Origin of the sequence: Streptomyces sp. GbtcB7 (genome assembly GCF_019091445.1) — a bacterium.
In the GTDB taxonomy this organism is placed as follows: Bacteria; Actinomycetota; Actinomycetes; order Streptomycetales; family Streptomycetaceae; genus Streptomyces; species Streptomyces mirabilis.
In genome coordinates this window covers 559,180-573,332 of record NZ_JAGXJM010000001.1, presented here as the reverse complement: position 1 = coordinate 573,332, position 14,153 = coordinate 559,180, and the positions used below count along the sequence as shown (strand labels likewise).

At 71.7% G+C, this 14,153-nt stretch carries 13 protein-coding genes; 7 read left to right on the top strand and 6 right to left on the bottom strand.

Features of this window, described 5'->3' with window-relative positions; genetic code table 11:
- Positions 1–28 precede the first annotated feature (28 nt).
- Positions 29–1,057, top strand: coding sequence for an ATP-binding cassette domain-containing protein (locus tag KVT44_RS02595; protein ID WP_190168568.1), 1,029 nt, complete (start codon positions 29–31; stop codon positions 1,055–1,057).
- Positions 1,054–1,878, top strand: a complete 825-nt coding sequence (locus KVT44_RS02590; protein ID WP_075026514.1) for an ABC transporter permease — start codon at positions 1,054–1,056, stop codon at positions 1,876–1,878. Before KVT44_RS02595 ends, KVT44_RS02590 begins: the two co-directional genes overlap by 4 nt.
- 53 nt (positions 1,879–1,931) lie before the next feature.
- Here KVT44_RS02590 and KVT44_RS02585 read toward each other — a convergent pair whose 3' ends face one another.
- The gene (locus KVT44_RS02585; protein WP_217565970.1) at positions 1,932–5,264 is read right to left on the bottom strand and encodes a BTAD domain-containing putative transcriptional regulator; all 3,333 of its coding nucleotides are present in this window, start codon (positions 5,262–5,264) and stop codon (positions 1,932–1,934) included.
- A gap of 131 nt (positions 5,265–5,395) precedes the next feature.
- Between KVT44_RS02585 and KVT44_RS02580 the strand changes: the two genes are divergently transcribed.
- The gene (locus KVT44_RS02580; RefSeq protein ID WP_217565904.1) at positions 5,396–6,196 is read left to right on the top strand and encodes a site-2 protease family protein; all 801 of its coding nucleotides are present in this window, start codon (positions 5,396–5,398) and stop codon (positions 6,194–6,196) included.
- Here the strand turns inward: KVT44_RS02580 and KVT44_RS02575 are convergent.
- The 3 genes from KVT44_RS02575 to KVT44_RS02565 form a co-directional block, all read right to left on the bottom strand.
- Positions 6,189–6,356 carry a hypothetical protein gene (locus KVT44_RS02575; RefSeq protein WP_180293024.1) on the bottom strand — a complete coding sequence of 56 codons (168 nt, stop codon included), beginning with the start codon at positions 6,354–6,356 and terminating at the stop codon, positions 6,189–6,191. The two genes, KVT44_RS02580 and KVT44_RS02575, sit on opposite strands and share 8 nt — an antisense overlap.
- An 82-nt stretch (positions 6,357–6,438) precedes the next feature.
- Positions 6,439–7,143, bottom strand: a complete 705-nt coding sequence (gene npdG, locus KVT44_RS02570; RefSeq protein ID WP_190168570.1) for an NADPH-dependent F420 reductase — start codon at positions 7,141–7,143, stop codon at positions 6,439–6,441.
- Positions 7,144–7,190: 47 nt separating this feature from the next.
- Positions 7,191–8,324, bottom strand: coding sequence for an exo-alpha-sialidase (locus tag KVT44_RS02565; protein ID WP_217565903.1), 1,134 nt, complete (start codon positions 8,322–8,324; stop codon positions 7,191–7,193).
- Positions 8,325–8,404: 80 nt separating this feature from the next.
- On the opposite strand from KVT44_RS02565, the gene KVT44_RS02560 reads away from it, so the two are divergent.
- A complete protein-coding gene (locus KVT44_RS02560) occupies positions 8,405–9,007 on the top strand; it encodes a hypothetical protein (RefSeq protein ID WP_067363306.1) in 603 nt (200 codons plus the stop codon).
- A gap of 104 nt (positions 9,008–9,111) precedes the next feature.
- The gene (locus KVT44_RS02555) at positions 9,112–10,446 is read left to right on the top strand and encodes an MFS transporter (protein WP_254648905.1); all 1,335 of its coding nucleotides are present in this window, start codon (positions 9,112–9,114) and stop codon (positions 10,444–10,446) included.
- 312 nt (positions 10,447–10,758) lie between these two features.
- Here the strand turns inward: KVT44_RS02555 and KVT44_RS02550 are convergent, their stop codons facing one another.
- Positions 10,759–10,989: a hypothetical protein gene (locus KVT44_RS02550; RefSeq protein WP_075026519.1), complete on the bottom strand. Its 231-nt coding sequence runs from the start codon at positions 10,987–10,989 to the stop codon at positions 10,759–10,761.
- Positions 10,990–11,048: 59 nt separating this feature from the next.
- On the opposite strand from KVT44_RS02550, the gene map reads away from it, so the two are divergent.
- Together map and KVT44_RS02540 are read left to right on the top strand one after the other, a co-directional pair.
- On the top strand, positions 11,049–11,906 hold the full coding sequence (gene map / locus KVT44_RS02545) for a type I methionyl aminopeptidase (protein WP_217565901.1): 858 nt from the start codon (positions 11,049–11,051) through the stop codon (positions 11,904–11,906).
- A 225-nt stretch (positions 11,907–12,131) separates the two neighbouring features.
- Positions 12,132–12,782 carry a heme oxygenase (biliverdin-producing) gene (locus KVT44_RS02540; RefSeq protein ID WP_217565900.1) on the top strand — a complete coding sequence of 217 codons (651 nt, stop codon included), beginning with the start codon at positions 12,132–12,134 and terminating at the stop codon, positions 12,780–12,782.
- A gap of 230 nt (positions 12,783–13,012) precedes the next feature.
- Here the strand turns inward: KVT44_RS02540 and KVT44_RS02535 are convergent, their stop codons facing one another.
- A complete protein-coding gene (locus tag KVT44_RS02535) occupies positions 13,013–13,660 on the bottom strand; it encodes a PhzF family phenazine biosynthesis protein (RefSeq protein WP_217565899.1) in 648 nt (215 codons plus the stop codon).
- Between the last annotated feature and the right edge of the window lie 493 nt (positions 13,661–14,153).

The window sequence follows — 14,153 nt, the reverse complement described above, 5'->3', positions numbered from 1 at the left end:
GTCGGTGGGCGCTGGCACCTTGATGGGCATGACGCGAATCGACAAGAACCCCGACAGCGGCGCCCGCAGCGCCGTCTCCGTGCGGGGGCTGGTCAAGCACTACGGCGAGACCAAGGCTCTGGACGGCGTGGACCTGGACGTCCGCGAGGGAACCGTCCTCGGGGTGCTCGGTCCCAACGGTGCCGGCAAGACCACCCTCGTCCGTATCCTGTCCACCCTCATCACCCCCGACGCCGGCCAGGCCACCGTCGCCGGTTACAACGTGCTCACGCAGCCCCGTCAGTTGCGCCGCGTGATAGGGCTGACCGGTCAGTACGCCTCGGTCGACGAGAAGCTCCCCGGCTGGGAGAACCTGTACATGATCGGGCGGCTGCTCGACCTGCCCCGCAAGGACGCCCGCCGGCGCGCCGACGAGCTCCTGGAGCGCTTCTCGCTCACCGAGGCGGCCAAGCGCCCGGCATCGACGTACTCCGGCGGTATGCGCCGCCGTCTCGACCTCGCCGCCTCCATGATCGGCCACCCGTCCGTCCTCTATCTGGACGAGCCGACCACCGGGCTCGACCCGCGCACCCGCAACGAGGTGTGGAAGGAGGTCAAGCGGATGGTCGCGGACGGCGCCACCGTGCTGCTCACCACCCAGTACATGGAGGAGGCCGAACAGCTGGCCTCCGAGCTGACGGTCATCGACCGCGGCAAGGTCATCGCCAGCGGCCGGATCGACGAGCTGAAGGCCCGGGTCGGCGGCCGCACCCTGCGCATCCGCCCGGTGGACCCGCTGGAGCTGCGCCCGCTGGCCTCCCTCTTCGACGAGCTGGGGCTCACCGGTCTCGCCGCCTCGGTCGTGGACACCGAGACCGGCACCGTGCTGGTCCCGATCCTCAGCGACGAACAGCTCACCGCCGTGGTCGGCGCGGTCACCGCGCGCGGCATCACGATCGGCTCCATCTCCACCGAACTGCCCAGCCTGGACGAGGTGTTCCTGTCCCTCACCGGCCACAAGGCCAGTGCCCCGCAGGACGCCGCCCCCGCCCGCGCCTACGAGGAGGTCTCCGCATGAGCACCGCCGTTGTCGAAGCCCCCCTCGCCGCGAAGGGCGACCCCCGCATCTCGCCCCGCGCGCACGCGCGCCACATCGGCGCGCTCGTCCGCCGCAACCTGCTGTGGATCCGTCAGGACCCGGAGTCGATGTTCGACGCCGTCCTGATGCCGGTCGTCTTCACCCTGCTGTTCGTGTACGTCTTCGGCGGCTCCATCGGGCAGTCGCTCGGCGGCGGGCAGGACAGGTACGTGCAGTACGTGGTGCCCGGTCTGATGGCCATGACGGCGATGAACATCGCCACGGCCGTCGGCACCGGCTTCAACGAGGACTTCCAGAAGGGGGTGATGGACCGCTTCCGCACCCTGCCGATCGGCCAGGGCTCCGTGCTCTTCGCCAAGATCGTGGTGGAGCTGATGCGGATGCTCGTCGCGACGACGATCCTCATGATCGTCGGCGTGCTGGTCGGCTTCGACATCACGAACTGGCCGGGTCTGTTCGCCTCCGTGGGGCTCTCCGTCCTCTTCGGCTCGTCCCTGATGTGGATCTTCCTGGTCCTCGGGGTGACGATGAAGAACGCGCAGTCCGTGCAGGCGATGGGCTTCCTGGTGCTGATGCCCCTGCAGTTCGGCTCGTCCATCTTCTCGCCGACCCGGACCATGCCCGGCTGGCTGCAGAACTTCACCGACTACAACCCGCTGTCCGCGCTCGCGGACACCACGCGCGGCCTGATGGTGGGCGGCCCGGTCGCGCACAGCCTGTGGGTGACCCTCGCCTGGACGGCAGGGCTCACCTTGGTCATGGCGCCGATCGCGATCCACAAGTTCCGCACCAAGAGCTGACGTTCGCGCACAGGACCACGGAAACCCCGGTCCGCGTCACCCCCCGGTCCGCGTCACACGAGGGCGGCGGCCTCCTCCAGGGAGAGCCCGCCGCCCTCGGCGTACGCGGCCTCGTACGTCGCGTCGTCCAGCACGGCCCGTACGTCGGCCTCCGCCCGTGCGCGCACCTCGTCCTCCATCGGGCCCACGAAGTGCCCGGGCGGCAGCAGATGGTCGGCGGCCCCGAGCAGCACGGCCGCGTCACGGACGCGGCGGCCGCCGTCCAGGCCGGTGAGGGCGATGGCGGCGGTGGTCAGATGCGCGGAGGGCATGTGCGGGGCGATGATCTGCGACAACGGGTCGCCCGCCCGCGCCAGCGCCTGCCGCACCTTCTCCAGGGCGGACTCGTGCTGCCCATCGAGCGCGTCCAGCCAGGCCTCGACGCCCACCACGAACCCGTCGAAGACCACGAAGGTGACCGCTTCGAAGTTCGCGCGCAGCAACCGCATCTCTTCGCGCGCCTCGGCGACCCGGCCGCTGCGGGCCAGCCACATCGCCAGGAACAGCCGGGAGGCGGGCATGGCCTCGTTGTAGGCGCCGTCGCCGCGCTCCAGGACCTGCCGCAGCAACCGCTCGCCGCGCTCGGTGTCGCCGGACTCGATGAGCACACCACCGAGCCGGGTGTTGAGGACGGCCGTCTGGGCGTGCGCGCCGAGCCCTTCGGCGCGGGTCATGGCCTCCGTGTAGTCCGCGGCGGCGAGCGTGAACTCGCCCCGGCGCTCGTGGGCCTCACCGCGTGCGGAGAGCGCCTCGGCGGCGCCCCAGGCGTCCCCGAGCCGGGTGAAGAGTTCCAGTGCCTCGTCGGCGTCCCGGGTCGCGTCGCCCGCCCAGGTGGCCCGGTTGGCGAGGATGTTGGCACGCATCTGGAGGGCGACGGCGAGTTCCCACTCGTAGCCGAGTTCGCGGCAGGTCTGGACGGTCGCGTCGATGACGGAGCGCATCCGCTCGATGTCGCCGGTCAGGATCACGGCGTAGAACCAGAGGTTGCCGGGGCTGCGGCAGGTCTGCGGCTGGCCCGGGCGGTAGGTCTCGCTGATGACGCGCAGTTTCCGCTTGGCCTGCGGGGTGTCCCAGGCCGCCATGTCCATGTCCATGCAGGAGAGATGGACGAGGTGGACACCGCGGCGGGCCTCTTCGAGGACCTCGGGGCGCATCGGCGGCGGGGTGTCGGTGCAGCTCTCCATCAGCGGGGCGGCCGGCCGCACGGGCTCGGCGAAGGGGTCCGGGCCGAGGGCCATGACCTCGCGGGACCAGTGGCGGGCCATCAGCCGCAGATCGCGCATCTGCCAGTACCAGGTCAGGGAGAGGACCAGGCAGAGCGCCTCCTGCTCGTCGCGGGCGGCGACGGCGTGCTGGAGAGCGGCGCGGATGTTCTCCGACTCGGTCTCCAGCCGTGCGATGGCGGCGCGCTGGCCCGGGCCGCGCAGCCGGCGGTCGGTGGTGCGGGCCACTTCGCGGTAGTGCGTGAGGTGGGCGCGCTCGGCGGCGGGGCGCTGCCCCGACTCGTCGAGCCGCTCGCCCGCGTACTCGCCGACGGTCTCCAGGAGCCGGTAGCGCATCTCGCCGTCCCCCCAAGGGGCGGCCACGACGAGGGACTTGTCGACGAGCGAGCCGAGCGCTTCCAGGGCGGCCGGTCCGCAGACGGCCTCGGCGGCGGCGAGGTCGCAGCCGCCCGCGAAGACGGACAGCCGCCGCAGCACGTCCCGTTCGTCCTCGTCGAGGAGGTCCCAGGACCAGTCGACGACGGCGCGCAGGGTCTGCTGGCGCGGCAGGACGGTACGGCTGCCGGAGGTCAGCAGGCGGAACCGGTCGTCGAGCCGGTCGGCGATCTGACGCGGGGTGAGCATCCGCAGCCGGGCGGCGGCGAGTTCGATGGCGAGCGGCAGTCCGTCGAGGCGGCGGCAGATCTCGGCGGTGGCCGCGGGGTCGTCCTCCACCCGGAATCCCGGGCGGGCGGCGGCCCCCCGGTCGGCCAGCAGCCGCAGCGCGAACGGCTCCGGCAGCGGCTCCACGGGGCGCAGCAACTCCCCCGGTACGCCGAGGGGTTCGCGGCTGGTGGCCAGCACCGTCAGGCCCGGGCACCGCTCCAGCAGCTCCTCGACGAGACGCGCGGCGGCGTCCACGACGTGCTCGCAGTTGTCGAGGACGATCAGCATGCGGCGCTTGGCGCAGTGCTCGGCGAGCCGCTGGAGGGGGTCGTCGTGACGGTCGGCGGCGGCCCTCATCTCCTCGGCACCGGCGCCGCGCAGCACGGTCTCGCGGGCTCCGACGGCGGTGAGCACGGCCTCGGGCACGGCCTTCGGGTCGTCGACCGGCGCGAGTTCGGCCAGCCAGACCCCGTCCGGCGCGGTGTCCGCCACGGTCTCCGCCGCCTCCTGCGACAGCCGCGTCTTGCCGGCCCCACCGGGCCCGAGCAACGTCACGAGCCGGGCCGCCGCCAGATCCTCCCGGATCGTGTCGATGTCCGCCGCCCGCCCGACGAAGGAGGTCAGCCGGGCGCGGAGGTTGCCGGGGGGCGGGGATGCAGGGTGGCCGCGCCCGGCCGGTGCGGTCCGGCTCTCGGTCCGGTCCGCGGAGCGGGGTCGCGGGCGCTGGGCGTGCGCCCTGCCGCCGTCGTCGGCCGGACTGAGCAACTCCTCGTGCAGGGCGCGCAGTTCGGGGCCGGGGTCGGAGCCGAGGCGGTCGGCCAGCAGCTCCCGTACGGACTCGTAGGCGGCGAGGGCCTCGGCGGGGCGGCCGGCGTCGCGCAGGGCGCGCAGACGCAGGACGTGCAGGGGCTCGTCCAGCGGGTGGAGGTCGCACAGGGCGGTGAGTTCGGGCAGGGACTGTTCGGCGTGGCCGAGGGCGAGGGCCGCCGCGAACCGGGCGCGCCGTACGTCGAGACGGCGGGTCTCCCAGCGGGCCGACTCGGCGGCCCGGTCCGGGAGGTCCGCGAGGGCCGGCCCGCGCCACAGGGCGAGGGCGTCGTCGAGGGCCTCGGCCGCCTTCGTGGGGTCGCCGTCGGCGAGCGCGCGTACGCCCTCCCCCGCGAGCCGCTCGAAACGGTGCAGGTCGATGTCGTCGGCGCCCGCGGCCAGCCGGTAGCCGCCGTCCCCCGAGTCCACCGCCTGCGGCCCGAGCGCCCTGCGCAACCGTCCCACCAGGGCCTGGAGCGCGCCCGGTGCGTCGGCGGGCGGATCGCCGTCCCACACCTCGTCCACCAGAACGGCCGCGGGCACGGTCCGTCCGGGCCGCAGCGCGAGCACGGTCAAGAGGGCACGCAGCCGCGCCCCGCCGAGCACGACGGGCGTGCCGTCGGGGCGGAGTGCCTGGGTGGTGCCAAGGATCCGGTAGCGCACGGGGTCCATTGTCTCCGGTGGCATGACTGTCTCAGGCCCCCACCCTCTCCGGAACCAATGACCGATCGCGAGACGTTTTCCCTGCGAGCCCGGTACGGTCGGGCAGGCCCAGCACCATGCGTACCAGTCCGAGGAGCCCCATGACCACCGCCGCTTCCCGTCGCAGCAGCGACCGGAGGATCAGCCCCGTCTTCGTCGGGATCGTGGCCGTGATGGCGGTGACCGGGTGGGCGACATGGACCGGGTTCGCCGAGCAGCCCGGTGTGGCCGTGTTCCTCTTCGTGACGGCCGCCTGGGTCGTCTCCCTGTGCCTGCACGAGTACGCGCACGCGCGCACCGCCCTGCACAGCGGCGACATCTCGATCGGCGCGAAGGGCTATCTGACGCTCAACCCGCTGAAGTACACGCATGCGCTGCTGAGCATCGTGCTGCCGGTGATCTTCGTGATCATGGGCGGGATCGGTCTGCCGGGCGGAGCGGTCTTCATCGAGCGGAACAGGATCCAGGGCCGCTGGAAGCACAGTCTGATCTCGGCGGCGGGTCCGCTGACGAACGTGCTGTTCGCCGTCGTGTGCACGGCGCCGTTCTGGCTGCACGCCCTGGACGGCGTGCCGCGGGACTTCCAGTTCGCGCTGGCGTTCCTCGCTCTGCTCCAGGTCACGGCCGCGATCCTGAACTTCCTGCCCGTCCCGGGCCTGGACGGCTACGGCGTGATCGAGCCCTGGCTGTCGTACAACGTCAAGCGCCAGGTGGAGCCGTTCGCCCCGTTCGGCCTGCTGTTCGTGTTCGCGGTGCTGTGGATCCCGTCGGTGAACACGGCTTTCTTCGACGTGATCCACTCGATCCTGAACAGCCTGGGGATCAACGAGATCCAGACGTACTGCGGTCAGGAGTTCTACCGCTTCTGGCAGGGCACCAACGAGTTCTGCTCGGTCAGCTGACGGACCTGCCGCGCCGCGCGTAGTACCACGTCATGTTGGACGACAGTCCGGCCAGCAGCACCCACACGATCCCCAGCCAGCTGCCCTGGACGAATGAGACGACGGCCGCGACGACGGAGAGGACGCAGACGGCGAGGGCGTAGAGGGCGAGGCGGGGCATGGGGGTCGGCTCCTGTCGGGACGGTTCGGACGAGGTCTACGAGGTCGTACGGCGTCCAGTGTCCCCCATGCCCGTACGACCGCTATACGTCCGTCACCCGGAGGCCGGCGTGGGCCTTGTAGCGGCGGTTCACGGAGATCAGGTTCGCGACCAGTGCCTCGACCTGGTGGGCGTTGCGCAGCCGGCCGGCGAAGACACCGCGCATGCCGGGGATGCGGCCGGCCAGCGCCTGCACGATCTCGACGTCCGCGCGCTCCTCGCCGAGGACCATCACGTCGGTGTCGATCTCGTCGATCTCCGGGTCCTCGAGGAGGACGGCGGAGAGGTGGTGGAAGGCGGCCGCGACCCGGGAGTCCGGCAGCAGGGCGGCGGCCTGCTCGGCGGCGCTGCCCTCCTCCGGCTTCAGGGCGTAGGCGCCCTTCTTGTCGAAGCCGAGCGGGTTGACACAGTCGACGACGAGCTTGCCGGCCAGCTCCTCGCGCAGCGATTCCAGAGTCTTGCCGTGCCCCTCCCACGGTACGGCGACGATCACGATGTCGCTGCGTCGCGCGCACTCGGCGTTGTCGGCGCCCTCGACACCGTGGCCCAGCTCCTCGGCGGCGGCCTGCGCGCGTTCCGCGGCACGCGAGCCGATGATCACCTTCTGGCCGGCCCTGGCGAGCCGGTAGGCCAGGCCCTTGCCCTGGGGGCCGGTGCCGCCGAGCACGCCGACGACGAGCCCGGACACGTCGGGAAGGTCCCAGGGGTCCTTCGCGGGGGCCTTCTGTGCACTGTCAGTAGAGGTCATGGGCCGACTTTACGTGTCGCGGTTCTCGCCCCGGGGGCTTCGGGTGCTCAGGTGAGGGCCGTCACGGGGATTCGGCGGAAGGTGATCGTCTCGTACGGCCCGAAGTCGCCCGTCTCGTAGAGGAGCCCCACCGTCGCCCCGTCGACGCGGACGAGGTCGGAGTAGGCGGCGGGCAGTCCGTCGACCGTGTACGCGGGCCGCCAGGTGGTGCCGCCGTCGGCGGAGGCCCGGACGGTCATGAGGGCGCGGCCGGCGGGGTCGGCGGGCCCCGAGTACAGCAGCAGGTCCGGGTCGCGGAGCTGGAGCAGGCTGCCCTGGACGACGGGGGTGACCAGGCCCGCCTGCGGCCGGAAGGGTTTGACCAGGGTCCTGCCGCCGTCCGTGGAGTGGGCGTCGGCACGGTTGCCGGGGGACGGGGAGTCGTTGCGGGTGTTGAAGTAGACGCGCCCGTCGGGGAGTTCGGCGGCGGTCGTCTCATTGGCGTTGACGTATCCGTCGGTGTTCTCGTCGACGTACCCGAGGGACCAGGTCTCGCCGCGGTCGTCGCTGAGCAGGCAGTGGCCGCTGTTGTACTTCGCCTCGGTGCCGGTGTCCGTACCGGTGGGCGGCAGGGTGTGGTTGCCGGGGACGACGACCCGGCCGGTGCCGAGCTGGACGGCGTGCCCGGGCGTGGTCGCGTACCACCGCCAGTCCGCCTTCTTCACCTGCCCGGTGATCTCCTTGGGGGCGGACCAGGTGACGCCGTCGTCGTCGCTGTGCTGCACCCAGACGCAGCGCCCGTCGGCGGGCTTCACCCTGCCGCGCAGGATGGCGTCCTCGGTCGCGCCGGCGGCGGCGCGGACGTGCACGAGCAGGATCCGGCCGGTGTCGAGGACGACGGGAGCGGGGTTGCCCGCGAGGTCGTTCCCGTTCCGGGCGACGGCCCGGAGCGGGCCCCAGGTGCGGCCGCCGTCCGTCGACCGCTTCAGGACGATGTCGATGTGGCCGTGGTCGGCGGCGGAGTCGACCCGGCCCTCGCAGAAGGCGAGCAGGGTGGGGGCGGGCGTGGTGACAGGTGTGGTGGGTGTAGGGGTGGCGACGACAGCGGGGATGCGGAAGCTCGCGTAGCCTTCGCGGCCCGCGTGGAAGGGGGTGCTGGTGACCGCGGTTGTTGCCGTGGTGGTTCCGGTTGTCTCCGTCATGCGCCGGGATCTGCCCCACTTGGGCGAATTCATGGTGAACTCCGCCTGATCAGTTGCCGATTGCGGCAGGATGCGTACGCATGGATGCCGTACGGGTCGCATTGCTGCGCGAAGTCCTCGCCGGGACCGAGTGGTTGGGTGCCACGCGGCGGTTCGCGGAGGGCCTGCGAGGGTCCGTGGTGTCGTACGGGGGCGGGCTGCTCCTCGTGGGCACGGCGGAGTACGAGCCGTGGCACCTGGCCGCACATCTGGTGGACGAGGCGGCCTGGTCGGGGACGCCGGAGCTGTCGCCGACGCTGGTGCGGCACGGGGCGCGGGCCTCGGACCCGGCTCATCTCGCCGTGGGCCTCGGCCGTATCGAGGCGGCGCGGCGCGGCGAGACGCTGCTCGTGGTGTCGCCCGCCGCACCCGGGGCGCCGCTCCTGGAGCGGGTCCACGACGCGCGGCGGGCCGGGGCGACCGTGCTCGCGCTCGACGCCGGTGACCGGGAGCTGGGGGCGATGGCGCACGAGTCGCTGACCGTGCCGCCGGATCAGGAACTCGACCTCGACACCGTGCAGCACCTCGTCAGCGCGGCGGCCGGGGAGAACTCCCTGCCCTCCCCGCGGGGGCGGCGCCGGTTCCGCGACCGGCTCTCCCGCCTCGCGGACCAGCTGACGGCTCCGCCGGCGGCGCGGTGGTAGGACACAGCGGGCGGCTGGGCGGCGGAAAAGTAGTTGCCGCCGTCGTGGGCGGCCGCTCAGCATGAGCCGTCGTGACCGACGACGCCCCCGTATCCCCCGCCGCGCTGCCAGCAGCGCACGCCGAATCCGCCGCCGGTGCCGGTGCCGGTGCGCGACTGCGGTCGCTGTTGCCCGATCTCGCGCCCTGGCGGGCGTCGGCCGACTTCCGGCGGCTGTGGCTGGCCGGGCTGATCACCAACTTCGGCAGCTTCCTGACCTTCGTCGCACTGCCGGTGCAGATGAAGGTGCTGACCGGGTCGGCGGTGGCCGTGGGGGCGATCGGGGCCGTGGAACTCGTACCGCTGATCGTGTTCGGTCTGTACGGCGGGGCGCTCGCCGACGCCCTCGACAAACGGAAGCTGATCCTCTACACGGAGGCCGGGCAGGGGCTGCTGTGCGGCGGACTGCTCGTCAACGCGCTGATGCCGCGTCCGGCGGTGTGGCCGCTGTACGTGGTCGCCGCGCTGTCCTCCGCGCTCGGGTCGGTGCAGCGGCCCGCGCTCGACTCGCTCGTCCCCCGGATCGTGGCGCACGAGCACCTGCCCGCCGCGGCCTCCCTCAACTCCCTACGCTGGTCGGTCGGCGGGGTCGCGGGGCCGGCGCTCGCGGGCGTCGTGGTGGCGTACGCCGGGCTCGGCTGGGCGTACGCCGTGGACCTGGTGACCTTCGTGGTGTCGGTCGTACTGATCATCGGACTCGCCGCGTCACCGGCCGCGCACGAGGCCGCGAAGCCGTCGCTCGCCTCCATCGCCCAGGGCACGCGGTACGCGTGGAACCGCAAGGAACTCCTCGGCACGTACGTGATCGACCTGGCCGCGATGTTCTTCGCGATGCCGCTCGCGGTGCTGCCGTTCCTCGCCGACGAGCTCCACGCCGCGTGGTCGCTCGGGTTGATGTACGCGGCGCTGCCCGCCGGGGCGATGCTAGTGACGCTGACCAGCGGGTGGACCTCGCGTGTGCACCGGCACGGGCGGATGGTGGCGTTCGCGGCGGCGTGCTGGGGGCTTGCGATGGTGGGCGCGGGGACCGTGCACGACGTGTGGCTGGTACTGCTGTTCCTGGTCCTCGGCGGCTGTTGCGACATGGTGAGCGGGATCTTCCGGGGCGCGATGTGGGACCAGACGATTCCGGACGAGCTACGGGGGCGACTCGCCGGGATCGAACTGCTCTCGTACTCCGTCGGGCCCCAGCTGGGGCAGGTACGGGCGGGCGGGACGGCGGCCTGGACGGGGGTACGGGCGTCGATCTGGGCCGGGGGTGTGGTCTGCGTGGGAGCGGTGGGGGTGTTGGCGTGGTGCCTGCCGCAGCTGATGAGGTACGACGTACGGACGAATGAGCACGCGGTACGGATGCGCTCCGCTCGGGGCCAGGCTGTTCTTTCCCACCCGCACCACCCGTGACGGTCGCTTGGCTGGTGCGGGTCGCCCGCGGGGGCCGGCCACCATCGGCGCCCGCGGGTCCGCGCGCCGACAGGGCGCAGCGCCCTCACGCCGTCCCGGTGGCCCGGTGGCTGAGCACCTGGCGCCTCGGTGCCCAGTGCCCCGCTGCCCGGGCTCTCGATGCCTCAGCGCCTGCTGCTCCAACCCCTCGATGCCCCGGCGGCTCGGAGCCTGGGCACCCGCGCCTCGGCGCCCGGCACCCGACCGGCCCGCCCCCTCAGCGCCCGTCGGCCGGCGCACCCAGCGGCTCGGTGGCCGGTGTCGTGGGTCTTGTCAGTCGTCTTCTGGGGTCGGGCCCGTCGCGTCGTGCCACTTGGGGTCCGTTTCCCACTCGAGGTTGCGCTCCTGGGCGGTCTCCATCGCGTGTTCGGCCTCCTCACGGGTGGTGTACGGGCCGAAGCGGTCCTTCGCGGGGCACTCGGGGCCCTCCTCCACCTTCTGGTGGACGAGGCAGTAGTACCACTCGCCCGGCTTCCCTACGGTCCGCTTCTTGAAGAGGGCCATGACCTGCTCCTTTCGCCACGGACATAGTGCCCCCATGCCCGCTGGTTAGACTCGCTGGCATGTCTGGCCAGTCGCTGCTCGTACCAGGAGAGCTCTCTCCCACCCGTCCCGTTCCGGGAAACATCAGGCGCCCCGAGTACGTGGGCAAGCCCGCCCCCACGCCGTACACCGGTCCGGAGGTACAGACCCCCGAGACCATCGAGGTGATGCGGATCGCCGGGCGGATCGCCGCGCAGGCGATGGCCGAGGCGGCGAAGCTCATCGCGCCGGGCGTGACGACGGACGAGCTGGACCGGGTCGCGCACGCGTACATGTGCGACCACGGCGCCTATCCGTCCACCCTCGGTTACCGCGGTTTCCCCAAGTCCCTGTGCACCTCGGTCAACGAGGTCATCTGCCACGGCATCCCCGACTCCACGGTGCTGCGGGACGGCGACATCATCAACCTCGACGTGACGGCGTACATCGGTGGCGTCCACGGCGACAACAACGCGACGTACCTCGTCGGGGACGTGGACGACGAGTCGAGGCTCCTCGTCGAGCGGACCCGTGAATCTCTCGACCGCGCGATCAAGGCGGTCAAGCCGGGCCGCCAGATCAACGTCATCGGCCGTGTGATCGAGTCGTACGCCAAGCGGTTCGGATACGGGGTCGTGCGGGACTTCACGGGGCACGGGATCAACTCCTCGTTCCACTCAGGACTGATCATCCCGCACTACGACAGCCCGCACGCGACGACCGTCATCCAGCCCGGGATGACCTTCACGATCGAGCCGATGCTCACGCTCGGTACGCACGACTACGACATGTGGGACGACGGGTGGACCGTCGTGACGAAGGACCGCAGGCGGACGGCGCAGTTCGAGCACACGCTGGTCGTCACGGAGAGCGGTACGGAGATCCTCACGCTGCCGTAGCCGCGTGCCCGTAGCTCATAGCCCGTAGCTCACGGTTCATCGCTCGTGGTTCATCGCTCGTCGCACCTCGCCCGCCCTGATCACAGGGCGGGCTTTTTTTGTCGCCCGGCGGGGTACGTTTTTACCGACAGGGTGTCGGGAACCTACCCAGAAGCCATTGACTTAGGTAAGCCTAACCATACAAGACTCTGACTGGTTCTCGTCCTCTTCGGCACCGGAGGTCCCATGAATACGGCGTTCTCGACGCTGATCCGCACCGCGTCGCACGAGCAGCACATGGAGGCTGAGACCTCGACGTTCATGAGCGACCTGCTCGGCGGCAGGCTCGGTGTCGAGGCGTACGCGCGCTACACCGAGCAGTTGTGGTTCGTGTACGAGGCGCTGGAGGCGGACGCCGAGCGGTTGGCGTCCGATCCGGTGGCCGGGCCGTTCATCCGGCCGGAGTTGCTGCGTCGCGGTGCGCTGGAGCGTGACCTCACGCATCTGCGGGGTGCGGACTGGCGGGCGACGCTCACCGCGCTGCCCGCCACCGAGGCGTACGCGGCGCGGGTCGCCGAGTGTGCGCGCAAGTGGCCCGGCGGGTACGTCGCCCACCACTACACCCGCTACCTCGGCGACCTCTCCGGCGGTCAGATCATCCGGGGCAAGGCGGAACAGACCTGGGGCTTCGCTCGGAAGGGTGACGGCGTCCGCTTCTATGTCTTCGAGGACATCGGTAATCCGGCCGCGTTCAAGCGGGGGTATCGCGAGTTGCTGGACGGGGTGCGGGCGGACGAGCTGGAGCAGCAGCGGATCGTCGCCGAGTGCAGGCGGGCGTTCGCCCTCAACACGGCGGTCTTCCACGCCCTGGGCGAGGAGTTCCCCCTCACCGCCTGACCCGGCACCCGACGACCCCCCGATCGGCCTGAACGGCCTCGTCCTGGAACGCCGGACGACCCAGGGCTTTCAGGGGCGCGGGGAACTGCGCGACCAACCCCCACCGGCCCGCAGCCAAACGAATCGGGCGGGCGGGGGATCCGGGGCGCAGCCCCGATCCCGTAGGGGCGCGGGGAACTGCGCGACCAGCCACGACGCACCCGCAGGCGACAACCGCACCTGGGAGGCGTTCAGGTTCGGAGCAGTCGTACGCGGCCCCCCACCTCCACCCACCCACCCGGCTGCGGCGCAGTGAGGATCTGGGAGCCGGCGCCCTGGACGATGTTCAGGGCGCGGCCCAGCCGGTCGGTGAGCAGCAGCGCCGCCGCCCCCGTCGCCTCGTCCTCCACGATGCCGTCGTCCCGTCCGGGAAAGCCTCGGGCCCGCACGCGTCCGGCCAACTCGTCCTCCCAGGCCCAGGCGTACACCCACTCCCCCGGCTCCGGCACGGCCAGCGCGTCGACCTCGTCGGCGGACACGTACTGCCGCAACGTACGCCCCGGCGCCCACTCCGCCCGCGCCTCGATCCAGCTGAACTCCCCGTCCAGCCGCACCCCCACCACCCCGGCGGGCGTGACCAGTTCGGGAATGTCGAGCAGCCACCCCACCCCGACACAGGGATGCCCGGCGAACGGCAGCCGCAGGGTCGGGGTGTAGATGTCGACGACCCCGCGCTCGGGGTCGTCGACGAACACGGTCTCGCTGAACCCGAGCTTCGCGGCGAACGCCTGCCGCTCCTCCGGATCCGGCATCACCGAACCCTCGCGCACCACACCGAGCTCGTTGCCGTGTTCACCACCGGGCCCGCAGAAGACGCGCAGTACGTCGAAATCAGTCACCGTTCCTATGTTAATCGGCCGGTGTTGGCCTATCAGACATCCCGAACAGAGTGAGTTGCTGGTCTGGAACGCTGGGCCCCCGAACGGTGGTGGGGCCGTGGGGCGGGTGCTTTTCGGGCGGGCGCGCTCGCGTCTGACGCACCACGGGTGTGGTGCTGCGCGTCGTCCTGGCCGGAGCTGTCCGCTCCGTACGGCCCGGGGTGCGGTGACTCGGCGTTTCGGGGACGGCTGGCGTGACGGTGGTCGAACCGGTAGAGATCTCTTTCAAAGCACCCAGCCAGTGCTGGGCGCCCCACTTGCTCGTGTACGCCGGGTCCACCGCGATCACCGAAAGACCGGCATGATGGGCCATCCCGGCGAGCCGATCGCGGAACTTCGCGGTCGGGATCCCGGTCACCGTGCGGCGGAAGGCTTTGCCGGGCATCCCGGGTCGTGGCGGGAAGGCCCGCCAGTTCCAGGGGAAGGGTACGGGGCGCGCCGACGGGGTTGCCGC

Bases quoted from the DNA above. Each gene is read 5' to 3' on its own strand.
- KVT44_RS02590 (WP_075026514.1), top strand. From the start codon at position 1,054: ATGAGCACCGCCGTTGTCGAAGCCCCCCTCGCCGCGAAGGGCGACCCC.
- KVT44_RS02595 (WP_190168568.1), top strand. From the start codon at position 29: ATGACGCGAATCGACAAGAACCCCGACAGCGGCGCCCGCAGCGCCGTC.
- KVT44_RS02560 (WP_067363306.1), top strand. From the start codon at position 8,405: ATGGATGCCGTACGGGTCGCATTGCTGCGCGAAGTCCTCGCCGGGACC.
- KVT44_RS02580 (WP_217565904.1), top strand. From the start codon at position 5,396: ATGACCACCGCCGCTTCCCGTCGCAGCAGCGACCGGAGGATCAGCCCC.
- KVT44_RS02540 (WP_217565900.1), top strand. From the start codon at position 12,132: ATGAATACGGCGTTCTCGACGCTGATCCGCACCGCGTCGCACGAGCAG.
- npdG (WP_190168570.1), bottom strand. From the start codon at position 7,143: ATGACCTCTACTGACAGTGCACAGAAGGCCCCCGCGAAGGACCCCTGG.
- map (WP_217565901.1), top strand. From the start codon at position 11,049: ATGTCTGGCCAGTCGCTGCTCGTACCAGGAGAGCTCTCTCCCACCCGT.
- KVT44_RS02565 (WP_217565903.1), bottom strand. From the start codon at position 8,324: ATGACGGAGACAACCGGAACCACCACGGCAACAACCGCGGTCACCAGC.
- KVT44_RS02550 (WP_075026519.1), bottom strand. From the start codon at position 10,989: ATGGCCCTCTTCAAGAAGCGGACCGTAGGGAAGCCGGGCGAGTGGTAC.
- KVT44_RS02585 (WP_217565970.1), bottom strand. From the start codon at position 5,264: ATGGACCCCGTGCGCTACCGGATCCTTGGCACCACCCAGGCACTCCGC.
- KVT44_RS02575 (WP_180293024.1), bottom strand. From the start codon at position 6,356: ATGCCCCGCCTCGCCCTCTACGCCCTCGCCGTCTGCGTCCTCTCCGTC.